Source organism: Mycobacterium colombiense, from assembly GCF_003284935.1.
Classification (GTDB): Bacteria; Actinomycetota; Actinomycetes; order Mycobacteriales; family Mycobacteriaceae; genus Mycobacterium; species Mycobacterium arosiense_A.
On the sequence record NZ_QMEV01000047.1, the window covers coordinates 15,781 to 41,533 of the forward strand.

At 69.5% G+C, this 25,753-nt stretch carries 25 protein-coding genes; 13 read left to right on the forward strand and 12 right to left on the reverse strand.

Annotation, left to right across the window (positions count from 1 at the left end; genetic code table 11):
- Positions 1-25: 25 nt before the first annotated feature.
- Positions 26-1,588, reverse strand: coding sequence for a purple acid phosphatase family protein (locus tag DQP57_RS18890; protein WP_112634257.1), 1,563 nt, complete (start codon positions 1,586-1,588; stop codon positions 26-28).
- 88 nt (positions 1,589-1,676) lie between these two features.
- Here DQP57_RS18890 and DQP57_RS18895 point away from each other — a divergent pair, with 88 nt between their 5' ends.
- Positions 1,677-2,111, forward strand: a complete 435-nt coding sequence (locus tag DQP57_RS18895; RefSeq protein WP_112634258.1) for a hypothetical protein — start codon at positions 1,677-1,679, stop codon at positions 2,109-2,111.
- A gap of 28 nt (positions 2,112-2,139) precedes the next feature.
- Here the strand turns inward: DQP57_RS18895 and DQP57_RS18900 are convergent, their stop codons facing one another.
- Positions 2,140-3,744, reverse strand: a complete 1,605-nt coding sequence (locus tag DQP57_RS18900) for an MFS transporter (protein WP_112634259.1) — start codon at positions 3,742-3,744, stop codon at positions 2,140-2,142.
- 49 nt (positions 3,745-3,793) lie between these two features.
- Positions 3,794-4,345 (reverse strand): helix-turn-helix domain-containing protein, encoded by a 552-nt coding sequence (locus tag DQP57_RS18905; protein WP_112634260.1) that lies wholly within the window; start codon positions 4,343-4,345, stop codon positions 3,794-3,796.
- Between the two features lie 45 nt (positions 4,346-4,390).
- Between DQP57_RS18905 and DQP57_RS18910 the strand changes: the two genes are divergently transcribed.
- Complete coding sequence (locus DQP57_RS18910) at positions 4,391-5,203, forward strand: aldolase (RefSeq protein WP_112634261.1); 813 nt, start codon at positions 4,391-4,393, stop codon at positions 5,201-5,203.
- Complete coding sequence (locus tag DQP57_RS18915) at positions 5,200-6,072, forward strand: dihydrodipicolinate synthase family protein (protein WP_112634262.1); 873 nt, start codon at positions 5,200-5,202, stop codon at positions 6,070-6,072. Before DQP57_RS18910 ends, DQP57_RS18915 begins: the two co-directional genes overlap by 4 nt.
- Before the next feature lie 9 nt (positions 6,073-6,081).
- On the opposite strand, the gene ypfJ is transcribed toward DQP57_RS18915, so the two are convergent.
- The 3 genes from ypfJ to DQP57_RS18930 form a co-directional block, all read right to left on the reverse strand.
- The gene (ypfJ, locus tag DQP57_RS18920) at positions 6,082-6,960 is read right to left on the reverse strand and encodes a KPN_02809 family neutral zinc metallopeptidase (protein WP_112634263.1); all 879 of its coding nucleotides are present in this window, start codon (positions 6,958-6,960) and stop codon (positions 6,082-6,084) included.
- A 9-nt stretch (positions 6,961-6,969) separates the two neighbouring features.
- Positions 6,970-7,467, reverse strand: a complete 498-nt coding sequence (locus DQP57_RS18925; protein WP_112634264.1) for an SRPBCC family protein — start codon at positions 7,465-7,467, stop codon at positions 6,970-6,972.
- Between the two features lie 125 nt (positions 7,468-7,592).
- A complete protein-coding gene (locus tag DQP57_RS18930) occupies positions 7,593-8,492 on the reverse strand; it encodes an oxidoreductase (protein ID WP_205869161.1) in 900 nt (299 codons plus the stop codon).
- A gap of 62 nt (positions 8,493-8,554) precedes the next feature.
- Here DQP57_RS18930 and aspS point away from each other — a divergent pair, with 62 nt between their 5' ends.
- Entirely contained in the window at positions 8,555-10,321 is a 1,767-nt protein-coding gene (gene aspS, locus DQP57_RS18935) for an aspartate--tRNA ligase (protein ID WP_112634266.1), read from the forward strand.
- 33 nt (positions 10,322-10,354) lie between these two features.
- Here aspS and DQP57_RS18940 read toward each other — a convergent pair whose 3' ends face one another.
- Positions 10,355-10,555, reverse strand: a complete 201-nt coding sequence (locus DQP57_RS18940; protein WP_112634267.1) for a hypothetical protein — start codon at positions 10,553-10,555, stop codon at positions 10,355-10,357.
- A 166-nt stretch (positions 10,556-10,721) separates the two neighbouring features.
- On the opposite strand from DQP57_RS18940, the gene DQP57_RS18945 reads away from it, so the two are divergent.
- Both DQP57_RS18945 and DQP57_RS18950 read left to right on the forward strand, forming a co-directional pair.
- Positions 10,722-11,153: a nitroreductase family deazaflavin-dependent oxidoreductase gene (locus tag DQP57_RS18945; protein ID WP_112634268.1), complete on the forward strand. Its 432-nt coding sequence runs from the start codon at positions 10,722-10,724 to the stop codon at positions 11,151-11,153.
- Positions 11,154-11,156: 3 nt separating this feature from the next.
- On the forward strand, positions 11,157-12,233 hold the full coding sequence (locus DQP57_RS18950; RefSeq protein WP_112634269.1) for an FUSC family protein: 1,077 nt from the start codon (positions 11,157-11,159) through the stop codon (positions 12,231-12,233).
- A 5-nt stretch (positions 12,234-12,238) separates the two neighbouring features.
- Here the strand turns inward: DQP57_RS18950 and DQP57_RS18955 are convergent, their stop codons facing one another.
- A complete protein-coding gene (locus DQP57_RS18955) occupies positions 12,239-12,628 on the reverse strand; it encodes an MmcQ/YjbR family DNA-binding protein (RefSeq protein WP_112634270.1) in 390 nt (129 codons plus the stop codon).
- A gap of 98 nt (positions 12,629-12,726) precedes the next feature.
- Between DQP57_RS18955 and DQP57_RS18960 the strand changes: the two genes are divergently transcribed.
- Positions 12,727-13,698 carry a transglutaminase family protein gene (locus DQP57_RS18960; RefSeq protein WP_240631810.1) on the forward strand — a complete coding sequence of 324 codons (972 nt, stop codon included), beginning with the start codon at positions 12,727-12,729 and terminating at the stop codon, positions 13,696-13,698.
- Positions 13,691-14,746 (forward strand): zinc-binding metallopeptidase family protein, encoded by a 1,056-nt coding sequence (locus DQP57_RS18965; protein WP_112634272.1) that lies wholly within the window; start codon positions 13,691-13,693, stop codon positions 14,744-14,746. Before DQP57_RS18960 ends, DQP57_RS18965 begins: the two co-directional genes overlap by 8 nt.
- Positions 14,747-14,854: 108 nt before the next feature.
- Here the strand turns inward: DQP57_RS18965 and DQP57_RS18970 are convergent, their stop codons facing one another.
- Both DQP57_RS18970 and DQP57_RS18975 read right to left on the reverse strand, forming a co-directional pair.
- Complete coding sequence (locus tag DQP57_RS18970) at positions 14,855-17,497, reverse strand: circularly permuted type 2 ATP-grasp protein (protein ID WP_112634273.1); 2,643 nt, start codon at positions 17,495-17,497, stop codon at positions 14,855-14,857.
- A gap of 150 nt (positions 17,498-17,647) precedes the next feature.
- Complete coding sequence (locus DQP57_RS18975; RefSeq protein ID WP_165821845.1) at positions 17,648-18,598, reverse strand: hypothetical protein; 951 nt, start codon at positions 18,596-18,598, stop codon at positions 17,648-17,650.
- 154 nt (positions 18,599-18,752) lie between these two features.
- Between DQP57_RS18975 and DQP57_RS18980 the strand changes: the two genes are divergently transcribed.
- A complete protein-coding gene (locus DQP57_RS18980; RefSeq protein ID WP_112634274.1) occupies positions 18,753-20,123 on the forward strand; it encodes a replication-associated recombination protein A in 1,371 nt (456 codons plus the stop codon).
- Positions 20,120-20,455, forward strand: a complete 336-nt coding sequence (locus tag DQP57_RS18985; RefSeq protein ID WP_112634275.1) for a hypothetical protein — start codon at positions 20,120-20,122, stop codon at positions 20,453-20,455. Before DQP57_RS18980 ends, DQP57_RS18985 begins: the two co-directional genes overlap by 4 nt.
- Before the next feature lie 8 nt (positions 20,456-20,463).
- Here the strand turns inward: DQP57_RS18985 and DQP57_RS18990 are convergent, their stop codons facing one another.
- Entirely contained in the window at positions 20,464-21,087 is a 624-nt protein-coding gene (locus DQP57_RS18990) for a hypothetical protein (protein ID WP_112634276.1), read from the reverse strand.
- Positions 21,088-21,240: 153 nt separating this feature from the next.
- Positions 21,241-21,861 carry a hypothetical protein gene (locus DQP57_RS18995; RefSeq protein WP_205869160.1) on the reverse strand — a complete coding sequence of 207 codons (621 nt, stop codon included), beginning with the start codon at positions 21,859-21,861 and terminating at the stop codon, positions 21,241-21,243.
- A gap of 163 nt (positions 21,862-22,024) precedes the next feature.
- On the opposite strand from DQP57_RS18995, the gene DQP57_RS19000 reads away from it, so the two are divergent.
- From DQP57_RS19000 to ruvX, 3 genes are all read left to right on the forward strand, one after another.
- The gene (locus tag DQP57_RS19000; protein ID WP_205869162.1) at positions 22,025-22,414 is read left to right on the forward strand and encodes a secondary thiamine-phosphate synthase enzyme YjbQ; all 390 of its coding nucleotides are present in this window, start codon (positions 22,025-22,027) and stop codon (positions 22,412-22,414) included.
- Positions 22,415-22,543: 129 nt separating this feature from the next.
- Positions 22,544-25,246 carry an alanine--tRNA ligase gene (alaS, locus tag DQP57_RS19005; protein ID WP_112634279.1) on the forward strand — a complete coding sequence of 901 codons (2,703 nt, stop codon included), beginning with the start codon at positions 22,544-22,546 and terminating at the stop codon, positions 25,244-25,246.
- On the forward strand, positions 25,247-25,753 hold a 507-nt coding region (gene ruvX, locus DQP57_RS19010; RefSeq protein WP_112634280.1), incomplete at its 3' end, for a Holliday junction resolvase RuvX.

Sequence of the window (25,753 nt, forward strand, 5' to 3'; positions counted from 1 at the left end):
GGCGGTTCAGCCCATTCTGCAGTGTTCACTGGCCCCTGTCGCCGCGCGGCTTGGTGAGCGTGAATTGGTCGATCACGGCGACTTCGCCGAACGGGCCCCGCAGCGCGTAGTGCGTCGCCTTGATCGAGGTGTTGCCGCCGGGTTGGCCCGGGTCGACCTCGAAAGCCGCGAAACCGTAGGGGTTGTCGCGATCGCGAAACGCTGACCACGGCGCGTCCTCGAGAACGTAGATGGGCGCTTTGCGGCGCAGCGCGGGATCGAACGCGCCCACGGCGGTCACCACTCGGCACCGTGGCTCGGGGAAGAACATGGCGTTGCTCGGGGCCGACGTGCCGCCGCCGCCGATGACCAGATGGACGGTTCCCCGGGTGGCGTCGATCAGATCGTTTCGGGTGTCGACGGGTATCGGCGTGCGGGTGTCGGTGCCCAGCGCGCCGCGCAGCGGATGGGAGCGTTCGTAGTGGTGTTCGTGGCCGCACACCACCAGATCGACCTGGTACTGGTCGAACAGCGGCAGCCACTCCGCGCGGATGCCCAGGTCGGCGCCGTTGGTCTTGTCGGCGGTGGAGATCGCGGTCTGGTGCATGCACACCACGATCCAGTCGATGTCGGGATCGCGCCGTGCCGCCGCGAGTTCGCTTGCCAGCCAGCGCTTTTGCTCGCCACCGGAGTAGCCGTGCACGTAGAAGTTGCCGCCGTCCTGGAAGGCGACGTCGTCATTGCTCAGGCTGATCACCCGCACCGAACCGGCGGTGAACGAGTACCACATGCCGCGGGTTTCCGGGCTCGACCCGGAATCGGGCACCGCGAAGTAGGCCTGGTAGGCGCCGTAACCGATTGGCCCGTTACCCAATTCGTTCTCGTGGTTGCCCGCCGCCGGCATCCAGGGCCGGTAGCGCGCCGAGCGGGTGTTGTTCTCGAACCAGTTCGACCAGGTGCGTACCCGGTCTCGGGCCAGGTTGGCGTAGCACAGGTCGCCGTTGATCAGGTTGAACAGCGGGCCCATCCGTTCGATCGCCATGGTGGTGTCGGCGGCGGCCGGCGAACCGATGTTGTCCGTGGCATAGCTGCCGTCGGGCATCTTGGCCAGCGCAGGAGTGGACTGGTCGCCGAAGCTGGTGAACAGCAACGGTTTTCGGCCCACCGGCGCCGTGCGGACGGCGCCCTGCTCGGGTTCCGCGCCGTCGTGCAGCGCGGCGTATACGTAGTCGGTGTCCGGGGTGAGGCCGGTCAGCCGGGCGTGGTTGACGCGAACTTCGGTGCCCGACTTTGCGTCCCGGTAGGTGCGGGTTTCGGCGGCCACGGTGCGGCCGTAGCCGGATGTCGGTGTTCCGAGCAGCACGCGCGGATTGCGCACCGCGTCGGTGGTGTGCCAGGACACCACCACTTCGGTGCCGGCGTCCTTGCCGAATTGCAGGTGCAGCCCCCCGACCGGTGGTGCGCCATGGCGATCGGGCTGCAGCCAGGCCATCGGGCCTCGTGGGTGCGACCACAGCAGCGTGGCACCACCACCCAGGCCCACGCCGAGAGCGGCCGAGGCCGCCCCGGTCGTCAGCAACCGGCGGCGGGTCACCGGGTCTTCGCGCATGCTTGCTTCATACCGGAGCCGGGCAACCGCGGCACAGCTGCGGCCTAAACATCGAACCGCCGCTAACGAATCCGGTAGCGTTTTCGATATGACGAACGTGCAAAGGACAGCGAGCGCGATCTCAGCGACAATCCTGGCAGCGGCGGCGGGTGCGGTGCTCACGCCCGCGACCGGCTACGCGGATCCGGCCGGTCATCAGGTCACCTACACCGTGACCAGCCCCAACAACCTGACCGCCAACGTCTCCTACGTGAACGCCGACCCGCCCAGCCAGGCCGCTTTCACCGCGGACCCGTCCAAGTTCTCGACCAGCGTGCAGGCGCCGCTGAGCGCCGGATCGCCGGTCACCTACACCGCCACCCTGGCGAACCCGAACCAGTACGCGAGCATCACCGCCAGCGGCATGCTGCACTGGCCGGATTCCGGCAACGGCCCCGCCCAGTTCCACTGCGAGATCGCCGTGGACGGTCAGGTGGTCGCGCACGCCGACGCCACCACCACCGTCACCTGCCGCCCCAGCTAGTCAGCCGGCCGAAGGCGGACACCCGGTCTCATCGGTGCACCCGCAGCGCCAGGTAGTACTCGTGCTGACGGGTGCTGTCGACGGTGTAGCTCACCGCCGTCGCCAGGCCGTCGTGGTCGGACTCCAGCCAGCGCTCGGTGTGCTGGTGCTGAAACTCGCTCCAGGACGGCACGGTGAACCGCTCGAGGACCGCGTCGGGGTCTTCGATGCTGTGATACAGCCGCCAGCTGTGTCCACCGGTGCGCAGCCGCGATCGCCGCACGGCGCTCATCGCCGTGACGAATTCCTGAAGTTTGTCCGCGGCCACCCGATAGCGGATCGCCACCAGGACCGGGCCGTCGTTGGGGCACGGTTCGAAGACGACCACGGGCGACGGCCATGCCCGGGAGATGTCGCGGCTCAGCTTCCCGGTGGACGGCCGCAACGGCAGGACGGCGACGCTGAGGGCGGTGGCGCCCAGGATCGCGGCCGACACAACGAGCGCGAGATCGAGCCCAAACCGGGTGGCGATGGCGCCCCACAGGTACGAGCCGAAGGCCTGAGATCCGGTGAAAACCAGGAGATACACCGACAATCCGCGTGCCCGCACCCACTGCGGCAGATGGAGTTGTGCCGCGGCGTTCAGCGTCGTCAAAGTGATCAGCCAGGTCGTCCCGGACAGCACCAGAAGCGGCGCCGCCGCGGCGAACGGCAGCCACACCACGGCGAGCGGTGCAAGCGCGTAGGCGGCGGCCGAGATGGCCAACAGGGCGTTGGGGGGCACCTTCTGGCGCAGAGGTGCGGGAACCGCCACGGCGAGCACCGCGCCAAAACCTATGGCGCCCAAGGCCACACCGTATCCACCGGCGCCCAGGTGCCACCGGTCGGCCGCGGCCACCGGCAATAGCGCCAGCAGCGCCGAGGCGGGGAAGACGAAAAGCGCTGTGCGCAAGAGAATTCTGCGGAAGATGGGGCCGTTGGCCACGTACCGGAAGCCGGTGACGATGGCCTGGCTGAAGTGCTCCCGCTCGACGGGTGGGTCTTGCCTGGGGCGGCGCCACGCCGCCAGCGCGACGATGATCGCGGCGAAGGATATCGCGTTAATGGTGAAGACGGCTCCGGGACCGGTCGCCGCCAGCACCACGCCGCCGATCGCGGGCCCCACCACGCGGGCGATGTTGACCGAGACGCTGGCCAGCGTCGCCGCGGCCGGGATCTGCTCGCGCGTGACGACCTCGGGCTGAATGGCCTGCCAGGCCGGTGCCGTCAGGGCGGAGGCGAAGCCGACCGCCAACGTGAACAACAAGAGCGACGTGGCGGTAAGTGTGCCGAGGAACGTCAGCATGGCCAGGGCCAGCGTCACCAGGACCGCATACGACTGCAGGAAGATCAGCAGTCGCCGCCGGTCGAAGAGGTCTGCAAGCGCCCCGGCGAAGAATCCCAGCAGCAGCGTCGGGCCCAGACTCGCGGTTTGAACCAGGGCCACGATGACGGGACTGCTGTGGTCCTCGATCAGGAACCATTGCGCGGCGACGCTTTGCATCCACGTCCCGACGTTGGAGACGAACTGCGCGATGAACAACGCGCGGAACACGCGATTGCGCATCGGTGCCCAGGCGGACGCGTTCGGGTCGTCGGTAGGCCTATCCGACATGGGGGCAACGCCTTTCGCGTTGTGCGGGAGGAGCGGTGGGGTTAGCAGTCTAGGACACAAAGATGTCGCAGGTGCTGCGTGCGCTACCGGGCTCGGCGTGCGCAACGACGACGACCTGCGCGCGTTCGGCGCCGACCGCACGGATCTTGTGGCTGACCGACGCGTCGAAGTAGGCGCTGTCGCCCGGTCCCAGGGTGAACGTCTGGTCCCCGTAGTCGAGTTCGACCGTTCCGGCGTGCACGAACATGAATTCCTGACCGGCATGCTCGGGATGGGGATCGTCGGCCAGGTGCTCGGTGGGGTGAACCACGAACGGCGACATCGACTTTCCCAGCAGCGACGGCGCCAGCACCCGATAGCGGGCGCCGTCGCCCGTGTCGGCCCGGTCGACGGTGATCTTTTCCTGTGCGACCCCGGCGGAGAACAGCCGACCGACGTCGACGTCGAGCGCCCGCGCGACCTTCAGGGCCACCGCGATCGACGGAGTGCTTTGGCCCCGTTCGATCTTGGACAGGTAGCTCTTGGTCAGGCCCGTCTGCCGGGCGAGTTGCTCGAGGGTGAGGCCGCGTTGCCTGCGGACGGGGCGCAGCAATGCAGTCACGGGGCTCCTATGACACAAGGTTTCCTAGCTGCTACATTGTGTCACATGGGCGGCACGTTCACCGAATCCAAATCCGAGTTGATGCGCCGGGCCGCCGAGCAGTTGACGGCCTCTCAAACCAAAGAAGCCGCCGATTCGCAGCTGACCACGCGCCAGAAGCTGGCCTTGACCTGCCGCGCGCTCTTTGACGCCGGGCACGACTCCGGGCTGGCCGGACAGATCACCGCCCGCGCCGAGGAGGAGGGCACCTACTACACCCAGCGGCTCGGCCTGGGGTTCGACGAGATCACCGACGCCAACCTGCTGCTGGTCGACGAGGACCTCAACGTCCTCGATGGCGACGGAATCGCCAACCCGGCCAACCGTTTTCACAGCTGGATCTATCGCGCCCGGCCCGACGTCGAATGCATCGTGCACACCCACGCGTTCCACGTGGCGGCCCTGTCGATGCTCGAAGTGCCGCTGATCGTGTCCCACATGGACACCACCCCGCTCTACGGCGACTGTGCGTTCCTGCCGACATGGCCGGGGGTGCCGGTCGGCAACGAGGAGGGCGAGATCATCACCGCCGCCCTCGGGGACAAGAAGGCCGTCCTGCTGGCGCATCACGGCCACGTCATCGCGGGGGCCAGCGTCGAGGAGGCCTGCTCGCTGGGGATCCTCATCGAGCGCGCCGCCAAACTGCAGCTGACCGCGATGGCCGCGGGCACCGTCAAGGAGCTGCCCGAAGACCTGGCCCGCGAGGCCCATGACTGGACGCTGTCGCCGCAGCGCAGCCGCGCCAACTTCGCCTACTACGCCCGCCGGGCCCTGGCCCGGCACCCCGACGTGCTGACGAATCAAGGAGCCGCCCTGTGACCGAGCCCAAATTCCACGGCATCATCGCCTACCCGGTTACGCCCTTCGGCGACAACGGGATTGACACCGAACGGCTGGCCGCACTGGTCGAGCGGCTGGTGTCCGCGGATGTTCACGCGATCGCGCCGCTGGGCAGCACCGGCGAACTGGCCTACCTCGAGGAACCCGAATTCGACGCCGTCGTCGACACCACCATCGCCACGGTCGCAGGCCGGGTTCCGGTGATCGTCGGCGTGTCGGATGTGACCACCGCCAAGACGATCCGGCGCGCCACCTACGCCCAACAGGCCGGGGCGGATGCCGTGATGATCCTGCCGGTGTCCTACTGGAAGCTCGCCGAGCGGGAGATCTTCGGGCACTACCGCAGCATCAGCGACGCGATCTCCATCCCGATCATGGCCTACAACAACCCGGCCACCAGCGGTGTCGACATGCCGCCCGAGTTGCTGGTGCGGATGTTCGAAGACATCGACAACGTCACCATGGTCAAGGAGTCCACCGGCGACCTGACCCGCATGCAGCGCATCGCCGAACTGTCCGGCAACCGGCTGCCCTTCTACAACGGCAGCAACCCGCTGGTGCTCGACGCGCTGAAGGCCGGGGCGTCCGGATGGTGCACGGCCGCACCGAATCTGCGGCCGCAACCCTGCATCGACCTCTACGAGGCGGTGCGCGCGGGCGACCTCGACACCGCGCAGAAGCTCTACGACGATCTCAAGCCGCTGCTCACCTTGATCGTGGCCGGCGGGCTGGCCACCACCGTGAAGGCCGGCCTGGAGCTGCTCGACTTCCCGGTCGGCGACCCCCGCGCGCCGCTGCTGCCGCTCGACGAGCGGGGCCGCGCCGAGCTGCGGGGCTTGCTCGCCTAACCGCAGCCGCTAGCCCAAGTCGGGCGCCGAGAAGGTGTCACACTTCTTCGGGTCGCCGGTCTGGTAGCCGATGGTGAACCACTTCTGGCGCTGCTCCGACGAGCCGTGCGTCCAGGACTCGGGATTGACCCGCCCGGTGGCTTCCTTCTGGATGCGGTCGTCGCCCACCGAGGCCGCGGCCGACAGCGCATCGGCAATGTCCTTGTCGCTCAACGGCTCCAGGTAGGGCACACCGGTGCTCTCCTGCTTGACCGTGGAGGCGTAATGCGCCCAGATCCCGGCGTAGCAGTCGGCCTGCAGCTCGGTGCGCACGCCGTTGCCGCCGGCACCCTGCGCGCCCTGCTGCGAGCGGCCGAGCAGGCCCTGTAACTGCTGCACGTGGTGGCCGTATTCGTGGGCGACCACATACTCCTGGGCGAATGGCCCACCGCTGGAACCGAATCGATCGACGAGCTCCTGGAAGAAGTCGGTGTCGAAGTACGCGGTCTGGTCGACCGGGCAGTAGAACGGCCCGACCGCGGTGGTGGCCGCCCCGCAGCCGGTGTTCACCCGGCCGGTGAACAGCCGGACGTGGGGGCGGGTGTAACCGGGCAGCAGCTGATGCCACACCGCGTCCACCGAGTTGCCGGTGGCGACCACGCGGCACTGCACGTACTTGTTGGCGTCGGCGCCGGTCTTGCACTGGCTCAGGTCAAAACCGGGCGCCGAGTAGCCGCCGGTGTTGGTCTGCGGGGAGTTCATGACCCGGCCGGGGTCGACGCCCAAAAACAGCGCCCCGATGAGGATGAGCAGCCCCAGGCCGCCACCCCCGACGGCCATGCCCATCCCGCCCCCACCGGACGAGGACGCGGTGCTGGTGTCGATCTGCATGCCCTCGTTGAAGGTCATGACGCTCTCCTAACGTTGCCGGGTCGCAAGGGAGTCGGTGTAGCTGCGCAGGTTTCGCAGGTAACGGCGCAGCGCCAGGTTCAGCAGCGGCCCCACCACGACCATGGCCAGCTTCGCCGGGCCGGCCGGCTTCTGGGCCATGGTCCACGTCAGCCGGCAGCCGCCCGGGATGACCTCCACCCGGTAGTCCTCGGCGAAGGCCGCCACGGACCGGGTGGAGCATTCGTTGAATCGAAATGCCATGTGCGTGAACGGTTCCCAGGCGAGGAATTCTTCGTTGCCGACGATGCCGCCGCGCATCTCGACGACGCGGGTGGTCCCGACACCGCGCGGCTCCGGACTGGTCCAGGTCACCTTCGTGATGACCTTCGCCCACCGCGGCCAGGACTCGGCGTCGGAAAGCACCTCGAAAAGCTGCTCGGGGGTGATGGCCAGGTCGACGCTGTTGCTGAAGCGAAAGGGTGCGCTGTCGGTGAAGCTCGTGTCCACGCGCTCGCAGGGGAACATGACAACAACCTAGTCCGGCGACGATGCTCGCGGTGCAACCGCGTGCGGAGGAGTCGGACGATTCGACTTAGTCCGGCGACGATGCTCGCGGTGCAACCGCGTGCGGAGGAGTCGGACGATTCGACTTAGCCGGGGCCGTCGCTGGCCGCGGCCAGTAAGGGCACGATGACGTCGCTGATCGGCGTGGCCAGGCCGTGGGCCCGACCTTTGCGGATGATCACGCCGTTGCGGATGTCCCATTCCGTGCGCCGCTGCTGTTCGGCGTCGGTGAGGATCGAGGTGCCCATGTCCGCGGCGACGTTGCGGAACATGTCCACCAACTCGTCGGCCACGCCGTCGGCCAGCCGGGCGCCCTCGGCCCGCGCGACGGTCAGGCACTCGGCGACATAGCGGCGCGCCAGCGCGGCGACGTCGTCGCGGCGGAACATCCCGGACCGCCTGCGCGCCAGCGCCATGAAGCCGGCCAACGCGTTGGTGAGCAGCTTGTGCCAGGCCGCGGTGATGATGTCGGGATCGCAGTCCACCCGGCACCCGGCGCCGCGCAGCAGTTCGGCGACGGTCTGCGCCGACGGCCCGCTCGGCAGCACCAGGGCCGGTTCGGTGCGCAACCGCACCCAGCCCTCGGGCTGGGCTTGGGCCGAGTACCACACGATGCCGGGGATGACGGGGGACAGCGGGCAGTGCGGCTGCACCTGCTCGACCTGCTCGACGCCGTTTTGCAGCACCACGACGATGGTGTGGACGTCGCACAGCCGGGCCAGCCAGCCGGCCGCCGCGTCGTTCTGGGTGGCCTTGACGGCCAGCAGCACCACGTCCACCGGCCCGGTCACCTCGGCCGGATCGGTGTGCACCGGGCCCGGGACGACGATCGGGTCGGCGCCGTCGGGCCGCAGTTCGATCGTGTCGCGCGGGGTGCGCCCGCACACCACGACCGAATGGCCGGCCCGGTGCAGCAGCGCGGCGGCCGTCGTGCCGACGGCGCCGGGACCGACCAGGGCGATGTGGGTAGCAGCGTCTGTGGCGATGCCACTGAAATTACCTCCTTTAGACTGGGCACTCGTTCTGGCCAGGTGAAGAGGAGTGTTTTGTGCTGCGCAGTCATGCCGCGGGTTCGCTGGACAGTAGCGACGCCGGGCAGCAGGTGACGCTGACGGGCTGGGTGGCCCGCCGCCGCGACCACGGAGGCGTCATCTTCATCGACCTGCGCGACGCCTCGGGGATCGCCCAGGTGGTGTTCCGCGAGGCCGAGGTCTTGGCCCAGGCGCACCGGCTGCGCGCCGAGTTCTGCGTCGCGGTCTCCGGTGTGGTCGAGATCCGCCCGGAGGGCAACGCCAATCCCGAGATCGCCACCGGCGACATCGAGGTCAACGCCACGTCGCTGAGCGTGCTGGGGGAGAGCGCGCCGCTGCCGTTCCAGCTTGACGAACCCGCCGGCGAGGAGCTGCGGCTCAAATATCGCTACCTGGACCTGCGCCGCGACGGGCCGGCGGAAGCAATTCGCTTGCGCTCCAAGGTGAATGCCGCCGCACGCGCGGTGCTCGCGCGGCATGACTTCGTCGAGATCGAGACCCCGACGATCACCCGCTCGACCCCGGAAGGCGCGCGCGACTTCCTGGTGCCGGCCCGCCTGCACCCCGGCTCGTTCTACGCCCTGCCGCAGAGCCCGCAGCTGTTCAAGCAGCTGCTGATGGTGGCCGGCATGGAGCGCTACTACCAGATCGCCCGGTGCTACCGCGACGAGGATTTCCGCGCCGACCGCCAGCCGGAGTTCACCCAGCTGGACATGGAGATGAGCTTCGTCGACACCGAGGACATCATCGCCATTTCCGAGGAGATCCTGTCCGCGTTGTGGGCGCTGATCGGGTATGAGATTCCCAGGCCCATCCCGCGGATCAGCTACGCCGACGCGATGCGGCGGTACGGCTCCGACAAGCCCGACCTGCGCTTCGGTCTCGAGCTCGTCGACTGCACAGAGTACTTCTCCGACACCACATTTCGTGTCTTCCAGGCACCGTACGTCGGGGCGGTGGTGATGCCCGGCGGGGCGTCACAGCCGCGGCGCACGCTGGACGGCTGGCAGGAGTGGGCCAAGCAGCGCGGCCACCGCGGCCTGGCCTACGTGTTGATCGCCGACGACGGCACCCTGGGCGGTCCGGTCGCCAAGAACCTCTCCGACGCCGAACGTGACGGGCTGGCCGCCCACGTCGGGGCGAAGCCAGGGGACTGCGTCTTCTTCTCGGCCGGCCCGCCGAAACCGTCGCGGGCCCTGCTCGGGGCGGCCCGCGGCGAGATCGCCCACCGGCTGGACATGATCGACCCCGACGCCTGGGCGTTCGTCTGGGTGGTGGACCCGCCGCTGTTCGAGCCCGCGGACGACGCGACCGCCGCGGGTGACGTGGCCGTCGGCTCGGGGGCGTGGACCGCCGTGCATCACGCGTTCACCTCTCCCAAGCCCGGCCACTTCGACGCCATCGAGACCGATACCGGCAGCGTGCTCGCCGACGCCTACGACATCGTCTGCAACGGCAACGAGATCGGCGGCGGGTCGATCCGTATCCACCGCCGCGACATCCAGGAGCGGGTGTTCGCGGTGATGGGCCTGGACCACGCGGAGGCCCAGGAGAAATTCGGATTCCTGTTGGAGGCGTTCACCTTTGGCGCGCCCCCGCACGGCGGGATCGCGTTCGGCTGGGACCGGATCAACGCGCTGCTGTCCCGCGTCGACTCAATCCGCGAGGTGATCGCCTTCCCGAAGACCGGCGGCGGCGTCGACCCGCTCACCGAGGCGCCCGCGCCGATCACCGCCCAGCAGCGCAAGGAGTCCGGAATCGACGCCAAGCCCGGCCCGGGTTAGCGCGGACCCGCGCGCTCGTCGCGATATCGGCGCCTACACCACCCGATAGGTGAACGACCACTGCACGTCGTCGCCGCCGGCCGGGGTGCTGTCACCGAGTTGCAGATCGGCCACCCGGTGGCCCCGCCTCACCTTGTGTTGCGCCTTCTGCATGGCGAGCGCGCGAACGTGATTCGCGTCCATGCGTTGCGGCACGGTGATCTTGTCGCTGCGCACCTCGGGTTGATCGGCCATGCTGCATATCCTGCCCGAGATGCGCCGACGCCGCGGATTCGTCTGGCAGCTTTTCAGTCGGCGTCGACACCAATTACCGTGACCGGGTGTTCGCCGAGCAACCGTCACAGCCGAAACCGTCCGGCGCGGGCGGAATAGTCGCCGAGCAGGACAGGGTTGACCGGGCATGACCGAAACCCCTGACGCCGAGACCGTCAACGCCTTCAACAAGAGCATCATCGACGAATTCCGGGCCAACGACGGCAACGTCGGCGGCCAGTTCGAGGGTGCCAACCTGCTGCTGCTGCACACCACCGGCGCCAAGTCGGGTCAGCCCCGGGTATCGCCGCTGGCCTATTTCGACATCGACGGCAGGCTCGTCATCATCGGCTCCTTCGCCGGCGCCCCCAAGGACCCGGCGTGGGTGCACAACCTGCGGGCCAACCCGCGGGCGCGCGTCGAGATCGGCAGGGACGCGTTCGACGTGGCGGCCCGCGAGCTGCCGGCCGACGAGCGCGCCGCGCTCTTCGACAAAGTCACCGCCGCCGCGCCGGGCTTCGCCGAGTACCAGGCCAAGACCAGCCGGGTGATCCCGCTGTTCGAGCTAAGCCGGACGTAGCCGGTGGGCACTTCGCGGCCGGCGGCGCCCTCGGTGGTTGCCGCGGTCGCGCGTGCCGGCAGCAAGCGGCTGCGCACGGTGTGGTTCAACCTGGTGCAGACCGCGGTGGCCGCGGGCCTGTCCTGGTACCTGGCCCACGACGTCCTCGAGCACCCGCAGCCCTTCTTCGCACCGATCGCGGCCGCGGTGTCGTTGTCGACCAGCAACGTGCTCCGCGCGCAGCGCGCCATCCAGATGATGATCGGGGTGACCCTGGGCATCGGGGTCGGCTCGCTGGTGCAGGGCCTGCTCGGGCCGGGGGACGTGCCCATCGCGGTCGCCGCCGTGGTGGCGCTGGGCGCCGCGGTGTTCATCGGGGGCGGCTTCATCGGGCACGGGATGATGTTCGCCAACCAGACGGTGGTGTCGGCGATCCTGGTGCTGGCCCTGTACCGCGGCGGCGTCGGGTTTGAACGCATCTTCGACGCGCTGATCGGCGGTGCGGTGGCCATCGTCTTCGCCGTCCTGCTGTTCCCCGCCGACCCCCGCAAGGTGCTGCGCAACGCGCGCGTCGGGGTGCTCGGCGTGCTGCACGACGTGTTGTCGCGGGCGGCGGACGTCGCCGCCGGACGCACGGCGCCGCCGGACTGGCCGCTGACGGCCGTCGACCGGGTGCACGAACAGCTCAGCGGGCTGCTCGAGGCGCGCACCACCGCGCGCCACGTCGTCACCATCGCGCCGCGACGGTGGGGGCTGCGAGACGCGATCGAGGCGGCCGATCACCAGGCCGTGCACGTGGCCCTGTTGGCCGGCTCGGTGCTGCAACTGGCCCGCGCCGTCGCACCCGGGGACGACGCGCTCGAAGACGCCGGGCGCGAACGCCTTCCGCAGTCCGTGCCCACGGTGCTGGTGGTGCTGGCGGCGGCGGCCGCGCTCGCCGATCCCGACCCGGCGGGCGCCTGCGCGTACACGGCCTCGGCGCGTCACCACGCCACGCAATTGCAGTCCGGCGCCCACGAGACGACGCAGGTGATCCTCCCCGACGTCGTCAGCGCCTGCGTCGACGACCTGCAACGGGTCATCGACCTTCGAACCGTGTGAGCGAATCAGCGCGAGTCGGCCAGGAACTCCTGGACCAGTTTGCGCGGCGCCTGGGTCAGCCAGGCCTCGGTGATCAGGTCCTCGAGGTCGCGCACCGAGATCTCGGCCAGGTTGACCAGCACCGCGGGGTAGCCGTCGAAATGCGGCGTGGTGAAGTAGACCCTCGGGTCGTCGTCGATCAACGCGAACTTGACCCCCTCGTCGGAGACCCGGACTCCGAGGATGTCGCCCCGCGGCGGCAGGGTCCCGTCGCGTTCCAGCGCCTCGCGCTCCGACGGCCGCAGCGGCCGCTCCCAGGCCAGCAACTTCTTGCCGACCCGCCAGTCGTGCGGTGACGGCTCGGAGGTGAGCGCCAGCTCACCAACGATGCGGGCGACCTCGCCCCACGTGGCCACAACACGATTGTGCTCCCGTTTTGGCGCGAGTGCCGTCGGATCGGCAAACGCCGGTTGGCGGCGCGGTCCGCGGACCCCGCGCGACCGGCCGGCATGTGATGAGATCAGCCGTGGACAGGAGGACGCGCTTGCCGGCACAACCAGGCGACCACGGGGGCGGGGCGGCCCGCCGCCATCGGGTGACCCACCGCACCGAGTACCGCTACTCCGACGTCGTGACCAGCTCTTACGGTCGCGGATTCCTCACCCCGCGCGATTCGCTGCGGCAGCGCTGCGTCGCGCACCGGCTGATCATCGACCCGGCCCCCGCCGACAGCTCCACCAGCGAGGACAGCTACGGCAACGTCAGCTCCTATTTCCATGTGACCGAGCCGCACCGCGCCCTGAAGGTGACCAGCGATTCGATCGTCGACGTCTACCCGCCCGCCCCGCAGCTGTACGGCGGCGGGCCGGCGACCGAACCGTGGGAGTCGGCGCGACCGGTCGGGCGCGGCGGGGCCCTGGCGACCGAGTTCACGCTCGACCTGAATCCGCCCGAGATCACCGACGAGATCCGCGACTACGCGGCGCCCAGCTTCGCACCCGGGCGCCCCTTGATCGACGTGCTGCGGGATCTCGCGTCGCGCATCTTCACCGACTTCACCTACCGGTCGGGATCGACGACGATTTCCACCGGAGTCAATGAGGTTCTGGCCGCCCGGGAAGGGGTATGTCAAGACTTTGCCAGGCTGGCGATCGCCTGCCTGCGCGCCAACGGTCTGGCGGCCAGTTACGTATCCGGATACCTGGCCACCGACGCGCCACCCGGAAAGGATCGGATGATCGGCATCGACGCCACCCACGCCTGGGCAGCGGTGTGGACTCCCCAGGAGGCCGGCCAATTCGAGTGGCTGGGGCTTGATCCCACCAACGACCAGATGGTCGACGAGCGCTACATCGTCGTCGGCCGGGGACGCGACTACGCCGACGTCCCGCCGCTGCGGGGAATCATCTACACCAACTCGGAACACAGCGTGATCGACGTCGCCGTCGACGTGGTTCCCTTCGAAGGCGATGTGCTTTATGCGTGATTTCCACTGCCCCAACTGCGGTCAGCGCCTGGCATTCGAGAACTCGGCCTGCCTGTCGTGCGGCAGCGCGCTGGGTTTCTCGCTCAACCAGATGGCGCTGCTGGTGATCGCCAAGGGCAACGAGGGCGAGCACGCCGGCGCCGTGGACGCCGACGAGTACCAGCTGTGCGGCAATCTCCATCTGGCCGAATGCAATTGGCTGGTGCCGAAGAACGACTACGGCCGGCTGTGCGAGTCGTGCTCGCTGACCACGGTGCGGCCCAACGACGCCGACGCCGCCGGGCTGGCCGAGTTCGCCCGGGCCGAGGCGGCCAAGCGCCGGCTGATCGTCGAGTTACACGAGCTGAAGCTGCCGATCATCGGCCGCGACGCGGATCCCCAGCAGGGCTTGGCGTTCCATTTGCTGTCCAGCGCCAAAGAGAAGGTGATGACCGGACACGACAACGGCGTCATCACACTGGATTTGGCCGAAGGCGACGACGTGCACCGCGAGCAGCTGCGCGTCGAGATGGACGAGCCCTACCGCACCCTGCTCGGGCATTTCCGCCACGAGATCGGGCACTACTACTTCTACCGGTTGATCGCCCCGTCAACCGAATACCTCGCACAGTTCAACGAGCTGTTCGGCGATCCCGACGCCGACTACCAGGCGGCGCTGGACCGCCACTACGGCGACGGCCCGCCCCAGGGCTGGCAGGACGACTTCGTGTCGTCGTATGCGACCATGCATCCCGCCGAGGACTGGGCCGAGACGTTCGCGCACTACCTGCACATCCGCGACGCGCTGGACACCTCGGCCTGGTGCGGATTCGCACCGGCGACGGCGACCTTCGACCGGCCCGTGTTGGGGCCCAGCGCTTTTCAGACGATCATCGACATGTGGCTGCCGCTGTCGTGGTCGCTGAACATGGTGAACCGTTCGATGGGCCACGACGACCTCTACCCGTTCGTGCTGCCGGCCGCCGTGCTGGAGAAGATGAAGTTCATTCACACCGTGATCGACGAGATCACCTCGGAGGCCAGGGGACCCGCCGCGATCGCCGGCTAGCCATTGCCGCATTCCTGCTCACCCCGCTTCGCGGGCTGCATCGTCGTGCGGCTAGCCGCATTGCCCCACTCCTCCTCACCCCGCTTCGCGGGCTGCATCGTCGTGCGGCTAGGCCGGCATCACCCGTCGCACCCCGGGGCCCCACAGCGGCTGCATGCCACCGGGCAGCGTCAGCTGGGTGGTGGTGATGACCTCGGCCAGGTTGCGCAGCTCGCCATGCGCGGCATCGAGCAGCTCCGCCAACTCGGCGCGGCGGCCGTCGTCGCTGACCCGTTCGAGCGCGGCGGGATGGGACCGCCGCAGCAGGGTGCCGATCTCGTCCACCAGCCGTTCCGGGCGCGACGAGCCCGACGAGCCCGGCAGGTCCTTGAGATTGAGCCGCAGCCGCTCCAACTGGTACAGCAACGACCGCGGGTTCTGCGCGTCGAACAACATCAGTTCGGCCATGGCGGCCACGCTGACCTTGCCCACCGTGCGGCGCCGGTAGATGACCGAGGACTCGCACGCCACCAGGGTGGACTCGATGACGGTTTGTTCGGCCGCGGACCCGCGGACCACGGTCAGGGTGGCCCGCAGCAACGCCGTCAGCCACAGCCCGCGTTCGATCCGCTTGCCGATGTCCATCATCGTCCAGCCCACGTCGCGCACCATCGACTCGTTGGCCACCCCCGACAGCGTCAGCATGCCGGCCAGCGTCTGGGTCTGCGCACCGGTGAGCAGGGCGTCGGCCTCCGAAAGTGAGTCCGGCGGTTCGCTTTCCAGCGCCAGCGCGCGCTCCACCGCGGCCAGCACCATCCATGTGTCGTTGGACATCTGGTCGCGCACCGCCCGCGCGGCGAGCGCCAAACCCTCGACCGATTGCACCAGGGAGCCGGGCCGGTACGGATCGACGGTGAGTGACCACAGCGTGGACGGCGCGATGGCGATCATCTCGGCGTGGTCGCCGTCGCTGTCGGCCGCGATGTCGTTGCCGGTGATGCGGCCCAGCGCCGTCATCAGCACCGGCACGCATTCGCTTTCCTCGCTGTGCTGATGGTGCCGGTAGACGTGGAACCGGTCGCGGGCGACGATGAGCAGCCGCGCCATGCTTTCGGCGCGCTCGCCGTAGCGGCCGATCCAGAACAGGTCGGACAACACGCGCGGCGAGCTGACGGCCCAGGTGCCCGCGGCCGTCTTCGCCGGGGCCTCCGGCGTGGGAAGGCTGATCGCCTCCGCCCGGGCCCGCTCGGTGGGACGCACCCAGACATCTTTCGCCGCAATGCTTTTCAGCGTGTATGCGCCGGATCCGGGGGCCAGCACATAGCCGATGCCGCCGATCATGGGCGCATAGCCGCCGCGCTGGGCGACGGTGAACAACCGGATGCCGACGCCCGCCGACGACAACACGCCGGCGTGATCGGTCGGCGCGGACGAGAACTGCGGCAGCTCCTGGCCGATCCACTGCCACGGCATCTTCTCGATGCGCGCGGCCAACCCCGTCAGCTGGTGCGACGAAAGCGTCGGGCCGACAAGGGTTTCCGCGCCGACCGTGGACTTCACCAACAGCGACGACAGGTTGGCCAGCAGGTGTGAGCGTTCGCCGGCGATGCCGCCCCAGTAGACCTGCGCGGTGGGCAACTGCAGGGTTTCGGACAGCAGGTGCTCGGCCATCGCGGGCAGGAAGCGCAGCAGCCCAGGGTTTTCCAGGATCCCGCTGCCCAGGGTGTTGACCACGGTCACCGTCCCGCGGTGCTGCGCCTCCACCAAACCGGCCACCCCGAGCCGGGAGTCGGCGCGCAGGTCCAGCGGATCGGTAAAGTCGGCGTCGACGCGGCGAAGCACGACGTCGACGCGTTTCAGGGTGCCCAGCGAGCGCATCCACAACATGCCGTCGCGCACCACCAGGTCGGCGCTCTCCACCATCGGGAAGCCCAGCAGGGTGGCCAGATAGGCCTGGTCGAATGCGGTCTCGGAGTAGATGCCCGGCGAGAGCACCACCACCACGGGGTCCTGGGCGTCATCGGGTGCCGCGTCGATCAGCGCCAGCCGCAGCGCCTGGGCGAACGGTGTCGTGGGCCGCGGCGCGATTCGTTCGTAGAGGTCGGGAATCGAGTGCGCGACGACGCGCCGGTCGGCCAGCGCGTACCCGGCGCCCGACGGGGCCTGGGTGCGGTCGCCGTTGACGACGAAGGCGCCGTCCGGTCGACGGCTGACGTCGCAGGCGTGCATGAAAAGCTGGTGGCGGCCGGGGATTTCGATTCCGTTGGCCGCGCGCACGTATCCGGGATGGCCGAAGAGCAGCTCCGGGGGCAGGACCCCGTCTGTGAGCAGGCTGCGCGGCCCGTAGAGGTCGGCCAGCACCGCGTCGAGCACCCGCGACCGTTGCAGCAGGCCGGCCTCGAGCGCCTCCCAGTCGGCCGCGGACAGCACGATGGGCAGGGTGTCGAGCTGCCAGGGCCTGGGTTCTTGGCCGCGGCCGCCGGGTGCGACGTCGGTGTAGGTGATGCCGTCGTTGTCGATTAGGTCGTGCACCACCGAGCGCAGCCGGTCCAGCCCGGCGCGGCCGCGCTCGGCGATGGCGTCGGCCAGTTCGGCCCAGGCGGGGCGGACGTTGCCGTCCCGGTCGACGAATTCGTCGTAGCCGCTGGCCGGGCCGTGCCGCAGATCGAACAGCGCTTGCTGGGCGCGCGCGGCGCGGTAGCCGGCCAACAGGCGGTCGGCGTCGTAGCGTGCGGTGCCCGCCGCCGGCGGGGCGCCGGTGCCGAAGGTCATGTCCGCGCAGGCCGATCAAAGGTGTGGCCGGCGCGGTGCCCCAGCGCCGCTTCGATGCTCATCATCGCCGATCCCATCACACGCGCCGACCGGGCGCAGCGCACCGCGCCAGCGTCTGACGGGCCGTAATCCGAAAACCTGCGCGCGGCGCTACGCCGGCGCGGGCCCCGGCGGGGGTCCGGACTGGTATCCGGCCTGCGGCACCGGGGCCACTTGCCCGCCGGAGAACTTGCGGTAGGCGTAGATCCCGAACAGGGAGGCGACCGGGGCCGCCACCAGCAGGCCGACTCCGCACACCAGCGCGCCCACCAAGAACAGGGCCACCTCGACCAGCCAGACCAGCAGGGCGTTGCCGAAGTTCGCTGTCACGGTGGAGAAGCTGGACGTGAGCGCCTTGATCGGCTGTTCGGATCGATCGATGGCGTACGGGATGGTGAATTGGGCAAAGATCCCCAGGATCAGCCCGGGCAGGACGCACAGCGCCGAGGCGATCGAGGTGAGGATGCCGACGAGCAGCGCGGCCAGGAACACCGTGCCGAAGTTGCGTGGCTTGAAGAAGGAGCCGATGGTGACCGGGCGCCCGTCGGCCAGATCCAGGCAGCCGGACAGGAATGCGGACTGGGCGAACGCTCCGACGAGGTAGGCGACGAGATAGCCGAGGATGAGCAGTGCCAGCCCACCGCCGTTGAGGTTCGCGGTGAAGGTGAAGTAGTCGTCGTCGGAGCTGCTCGTGGTGTCGCCCACGCTTTGGCTCAGTCCGATCAGGGCCGAGGCGATGCCGAACAGCACCCCGTAGACGAGGGCCGAAACGATCAGCGCCACAGGGTTTTTGGTGAACGCGTTCCAGGCCCAGCCGAACGCGTCGCCGACGCTGAACGCGGGCGGCCCGCCGTAGCCGGGCGGTGGCCCGTAGCCGGGCGGGGGCGCGCCGTAACCCGGCGGCGGACCGTAACCCGGGGGCGGCGGTGCGCCGTAACCCGGGGGCGGGCCGTAGCCCGGGGGAGGCGGGGGCTGTGTGCCGTAGGAGGGCGGCGGGTAGCCGGGAGGATTGGTGCCCTGCGGGTCTGCCGGGGTGCCTGGATACTCGGGAGGTTGGCTCATGTCCGTCCTTGCTGTCGGATTTCCGCGTGTGGCGAAGTTTCCTAGGAGGGAACGCCCGCGGAACTCGGCAACCGGAACTTAGCAAAGATGGGCCGTGGCCGCCCGGATTGCGGACCGCGTGCCTGGACCGGCGCGGGCGTCGGCCCGTCGTGGTATGCCTGAAGCCGTGTCCGACGGTCTGTTTGACCTCCCCGGCGCGCCGCGGCCCACCGATCACGGGCTGGGCGTGTCGGGCGGTGCGCCCCTGGCGGTCCGGATGCGTCCCGCATCGCTGGACGAGGTGGTCGGCCAGGACCATCTGCTGGCGCCCGGGTCTCCGCTGCGCCGCCTGGTCGAGGGCTCGGGCGTGGCGTCGGCCATCCTGTACGGGCCTCCCGGCAGCGGCAAGACGACGCTGGCCGCGCTGATCTCGCAGGCGACCGGCCGCCGGTTCGAGGCGCTGTCGGCCCTGTCGGCCGGCGTCAAAGACGTTCGGGCGGTGATCGACACCGCCCGCCGGGCGCTGCTGTCCGGCGAGCAGACGGTGCTGTTCATCGACGAGGTGCACCGGTTCTCCAAGACCCAGCAGGACGCGCTGCTGTCGGCCGTGGAGAACCGGGTGGTGCTGCTGGTCGCGGCGACCACGGAGAACCCCAGCTTCTCGGTGGTGGCGCCGCTGCTGTCCCGCTCGCTGATCCTGCAACTGCGGCCGTTGAGCGCCGACGACATCCGCACCGTGGTGCGGCGCGCGATCGACGACCCGCGCGGCCTGGGCGGCCAGATCGCCGTCGCGCCCGACGCGGTCGACCTGCTGGTGCGGCTGGCCGCGGGCGACGCGCGGCGCGCGCTGACAGCGCTGGAGGTCGCCGCTGAAACCGTGCGGGCGGCCGAGCCCGGCGGCGAGCTGACCGTCGCCGCCGTCGAGCAGTCCCTGGACGAGGCGGCCGTCCGCTACGACCGCGACGGCGACCAGCACTACGACGTCATCAGCGCCTTCATCAAGTCGATCCGCGGCTCCGACGTCGACGCCGCCCTGCACTATCTGGCCCGCATGCTCATCGCCGGGGAGGACCCGCGGTTCGTCGCGCGCCGGCTGATGATCCTGGCCAGTGAGGACATCGGCATGGCCGACTCGGCCGCGCTGCAGGTGGCGGTGGCGGCCGCGCAGACCGTCGCGCTGATCGGCATGCCGGAGGCGCAACTGACCCTGGCGCACTGCACGATCTATCTGGCCACCGCGCCGAAGTCGAACGCGGTCACCACGGCGCTGGGGGCGGCGATGAGCGACATCGGGGCCGGCAAGGCCGGACTGGTCCCACCCCATCTGCGCGACGGCCACTATTCGGGCGCGGCCGGGCTGGGCAACGCGCAGGGCTACAAGTACTCGCATGACCACCCGGATGGCGTTGTCGCGCAACAGTATCCACCCGACGAGCTGGTTGGTGTCGACTATTACCGGCCCACCGGCCGTGGCGGTGAGCGCGAAATGGCCGGCCGGCTGGACCGGTTGCGCGCGATCATCCGCAACAAGAGGGGACGGTCATGAAAGTCTTCACCGACGAGGAGATGGGCCGGCTGCTGCCCACCGCCAAGTCGTACAGCGTCGTCATCCTCAGGCGCGGCCCGCGATTCGGCGACGAGTCGTCGGTGGGCGTGATCTGGGAACACGGCCGGCGCAACTTCGGGCTGCGCGACGACGGCGTGCTCGCGGTGGTCCTGCCGGTCAGCGACGAATCCGACGTCTGCGGCGTCGGGGTGTTCGCTGCGACGGTCGACGAGACCACCGCGATCATGACCGAGGACCCGGGGGTGGCCGCGGGCGTGTTCACCTACGAGGTGCACGCCTGCCGCGGCTTCCCCGGCGACGCCTTGCCGTAAGCCGGCCGTCAGACCAGCTCGGGCACCCGCAGGTGGGCGATGGCCAGCTCGAACTCGGCCACGTCGATCACCTCGGCGCCCAGCTCCCGCACCCGCCTGCTGCGCAGTTCGCTGGCGCGGTCGCGGTTGCGGGCCATCGCCTCCATCGAGTCGAATGTGGAGCAGGTGACGGCCCGGCGGCAGGCGGGGTGGTCGACCAGCAGGCTGGCGCTGCAGAACCCGTCGAGGTTTTCCATTTCGGGCAGCACCGAGGACCGGTAGAACTCCAGCGACCGGTTCAGCTGATCCGGCACCACCTTGAGCCAGGTGGCGCGCACGCACGCGCCCTGGCGGGACGGGTGGTCGCGGTGCAGCAGGGCGATGTCCCATTCCTCCACGCGGGCGCTGCCGTCGAACATCAGCGCGGCCCGGTCCCGGATGGGCGCGACCCGCTCGGCGCTGCCGCGCATCGCCTCGATGGTCTCCCACGAGCTGGTGGCGATGCAGGTGCCGGATTGCCGGTCGATCAACAGCGACAGCCCTACGCACCCGTCGATCTCGGTGAGGGCGGGCATGACGACGTCGCGAACGTGCGCAATTCCGATGTCGACCGACAGGGGTTGCGCCTGGATGGTGGTGGAACGTGCGTACACGGTCGACCCCTTCTGTGTAGGGGCGGCACCCCGGTGGCGCCACCGGTCCCACCAGTTACCTTCCTCCTGCCCGTTGCGCGCCGCAATGGTTTGGGGGCGCGGGCCGGCGGCCGGCCGAATGCCTGGTTCGGCCGGTCCGTCGCCGCATCTCGATCAGACCAGCTCGGGCACCCGGAGGTGCGCTAGCGCTAGCTCGAACTCGGCTTCGTCGAGTTCCTCGGCACCCGCCTCTTGCATCGAGGAGTTCTTCAGCGCACCCGCCTGTTCCCTGTTCCGCTCCATCGCATCGACGCTGTCGAACGTCGCGGAGGACACGCCACGCCCGGAGGAGCGGTCGATCAGAAGGCTCGCGCTGCAGAACCCGTCGAGGCTCTCGAGCTGGGGCAGGACGGACGACTTGTAGTACTCGATGCCTTGGTCCATGCCCTCCGGCGGCACCCGGACCCAAGTCGCACGCACGCCCGCGCCGTCGGGCGCGCGGTGGTCGCGATGCAGCACCGCGATCTCCCACTGCTCGACGTTCGCCGTGCCCCCGAACCTTTCCGCCGCCCGATCACGGATCGGCGTCACGGTGTCACCGCTGGCGCGCATGGACTCATCGCTTTCCCAGGCGCTGGTGGCGATGCACCGGCCCGAACGACGGTCGACCAAAAGGGATACTCCGACGCACCCCGGCATACCTTGCAGCGCGAGCATGACCTCATCGCGAACATGCGCAATTCCGGCGTCGATGGACGAGGGTTGCGCCTGAATTGTGGTAGAGCGTGCGTACACGATCCACCCCCTCTTTGTTCGGGGCAGCGCCCCGGTGACGCCACCGGTCTGACCTACCTTCCTCCTGCCGGTGGGCACCCGCAATGCCCAACTGTGGCCGCGCTCACAAACGATTGGCTGCTCGCGACGGTCGCGCCGTAGGCTTGGCCGGGTGCATACCGATGTGTTGGACGTGGACACTTCGCGCCGCCGCATCGTCGATCTCACCGACGCGGTGCGCGGGTTCTGCCGGTCGCGCGGGGACGGCCTGTGCAACGTGTTCGTCCCGCACGCCACGGCGGGGGTGGCCATCATCGAGACCGGCGCCGGTTCGGACGACGACCTGGTCGACACGCTGGAGCGGCTGCTGCCGCGCGACGACCGGTACCGGCACGCGCACGGCTCGGAGGGTCACGGCGCCGACCATGTGATGCCGGCGCTCGTCGCACCGTCGGTGACGGTTCCCGTCTCGGGCGGGGAGCCGATGCTGGGCACGTGGCAGAGCATCGTCCTGGTCGACCTGAACCGGGACAACTCGCAACGCTCGGTGCGACTGAGCTTTCTGCAGGGTTAGCGGCCGGGTGCCCGGGGCACCGGGCCAGGTACTGTGAGCGGTCGAAATGCGTCGTTAGATGGGCGTCTCACACCCGGCGAATAGGCTGGGAGTTAGACGTCGAAGTAACGGAAAGAAGCGGGCTGGAAAGTGCAGACACACGAGATCAGGAAGCGGTTTCTTGATCATTTCGTGAAGGCGGGCCACACCGAGGTGCCGAGCGCCTCGGTGATCCTCGACGACCCCAACTTGCTGTTCGTCAACGCGGGCATGGTGCAGTTCGTGCCCTACTTCCTGGGCGCGCGCACGCCCGAGTTCTCGACCGCCACCAGCATCCAAAAGTGCATCCGCACTCCCGATATCGACGAGGTCGGGATCACCACCCGGCACAACACGTTCTTTCAGATGGCGGGCAACTTCTCGTTCGGCGACTACTTCAAGCGCCGCGCCATCGAGCTGGCCTGGACCCTGCTGACCAACGGCGTCGAGCAGGGCGGCTACGGGCTGGATCCCGAACGCATCTGGACGACGGTCTTTTTCGATGACGACGAGGCCGTGCAGCTGTGGCAGGAGATCGCCGGGCTGCCCGAGGACCGCATCCAGCGCCGCGGCATGGAGGACAACTATTGGTCGATGGGCATCCCCGGCCCGTGCGGCCCGTCCTCGGAGATCTACTACGACCGGGGGCCGGAGTTCGGCGTCGAGGGCGGCCCGATCGCCAACGAGGACCGCTACATCGAGATCTGGAACCTCGTGTTCATGCAGAACGAGCGGGGCGAGGGCACCGGCAAAGCCGACTTCGAGATCCTGGGGCCGTTGCCGCGCAAGAACATTGACACCGGCATGGGGGTGGAGCGGGTCGCCTTCATCCTGCAGGGCGTGCACAACGTCTACGAAACCGACCTGCTGCGCCCGCTCATCGACACCGCCGCCGCGCGGGCGCCCCGCGGGTATGACGCGGGCAACCACGACGACGACGTGCGCTACCGGGTGATCGCCGACCACAGCCGCACCGCGGCGATCCTGATCGGCGACGGCGTCACGCCCGGCAACGACGGCCGCGGCTACGTGCTGCGCCGGCTGCTGCGCCGGGTGATCCGCTCGGCCAGGCTGCTCGACATCGAGGGGCCCATCGTCGGTGACCTGATGGCCACGGTGCGCGACGCGATGGGGCCGTCGTACCCCGAACTGGTCACCGACTTCGACCGGATCAAGCGCATCGCCGTCGCCGAGGAGACCGCGTTCAACCGCACGCTGGCGGCGGGCTCGAAGCTGTTCGACGAGGTGGCCGGCACCACCAAAGCCTCAGGCGCGAAGGCGATTTCGGGCTCGGACGCCTTCACCCTGCACGACACCTACGGATTCCCCATCGAGCTCACGCTGGAGATGGCCTCCGAGGCCGGCCTGCACGTGGACGAGGTCGGCTTCCGGGAACTGATGGCCGAACAGCGCCGCCGCGCCAAGGCCGACGCCGCCGCGCGCAAACACGCCCACGCCGACCTGACCGCCTACCGCGAACTGGTCGACGCCGGACCCACCGAGTTCACCGGCTTCGACGAATTGACTTCCGAGGCAAGGATTCTGGGCATCTTCGTGGACGGCAAGCGGGTCCCGGTGGTCACCCATGGCACCGAGGGTGCCGACCGGGTCGAACTCGTGCTGGACCGCACGCCGCTGTATGCGGAGGCCGGCGGCCAGATCGCCGACGAGGGCACCATCAGCGGAACGGGCGCCGGCGAGACGGCCCGCGCGGCGGTCACCGATGTGCAGAAGATCGCCAAAACCCTGTGGGTGCATCGGGTCAACGTCGAGTCCGGTGAATTCGTGGAAGGCGACACCGTCGTCGCGGCGGTCGACCCGCAGTGGCGCCGCGGCGCCACCCAGGGCCACTCGGGCACCCACATGGTGCACGCGGCGCTGCGACAGGTGCTGGGCCCCAACGCCGTTCAGGCCGGGTCGCTGAACCGCCCGGGCTACCTGCGATTCGACTTCAACTGGCAGGGCCCGCTGTCCGAGGAACAGCGCACCCAGGTCGAAGAGGTGACCAACCAGGCCGTGCAGGCCGACTTCGAGGTGCACACGTTCACCGAGCAGCTGGAGAAGGCCAAGGCGATGGGCGCGATGGCCATGTTCGGCGAGGCCTACCCCGACGAGGTGCGGGTGGTGGAGATCGGCGGCCCCTTCTCGCTGGAGCTGTGCGGGGGAACCCACGTGCACAACTCGGCCCAGATCGGGCCGGTGACCATCCTGGGCGAATCCTCGGTCGGCTCCGGGGTGCGCCGGGTGGAGGCCTACGTCGGGCTGGAGTCGTTCCGGCACCTGGCCAAGGAACGCGCGCTGATGGCGGGGCTGGCGTCGTCGCTCAAGGTGCCCTCCGACGAGGTGCCCGCCCGGGTGGCCAACTTGGTGGAGCGGCTCAAGGCGGCGGAAAAGGAACTCGAACGCACCCGGCTGGCCGGGGCGCGGGCCGCCGCGACCAACGCCGCGACGGGCGCCGAGCGCATCGGTAACGTCCGGGTGGTGGCGCAACGGATGTCGGGCGGGATGACGGCGGGCGATCTGCGCTCGCTGGTCGGCGACATCCGCGGCAAGCTGGGCAGCGATCCGGCGGTGGTCGCGCTGATCGCCGAGGGCGAAGGCGGGTCGGTGCCCTACGCCGTCGCCGCCAACCCGGCCGCCCAGGACCTGGGGCTTCGCGCCAACGACCTGGTCAAGCAGCTCGCGGCGACCGTCGACGGCCGCGGCGGGGGAAAGGCGGACCTGGCGCAGGGATCCGGCAAGGATCCGGCCGGCATCGACGCGGCGCTCGACGCGGTACGTTCCGAGATCGCCGTGATAGCGCGGGTCGATTGAGTGGTCTTGACACAGCACCGCCTGCCTGACCGGCCCGGAGATCCCGACCAGGACCCGGGCCGGGGACGACGGCTCGGCATCGACGTGGGCAGCGTGCGCATCGGCGTGGCCTGCAGCGACCCCGACGCCATCCTGGCCACCCCGGTGGAGACCGTGCGCCGCGACCGCAACGGCAAGCACCTGCGGCGGCTGGTCGCGCTGGTCGCCGAATACGAGGCCGTCGAGGTGGTGGTCGGACTGCCGCGCACGCTGGCCGATCGCACCGGCCCGTCGGCGCTGGACGCGATCGAGGTGGCCGACAAGCTGGCGGAAGCACTGGCCCGCCGCGTTCCTCCCGTTCCGGTGCGGCTGGCCGACGAGCGGCTGACCACCGTGGCCGCCCAGCGCTCGCTGCGCGCGGCCGGGGTGCGGGCCAAAGAACAGCGTGCGGTGATCGATCAGGCCGCGGCGGTGGCGATCCTGCAGAGTTGGCTGGATCAGCGCCGCGCGGCGACGGCGGGGGAGCTC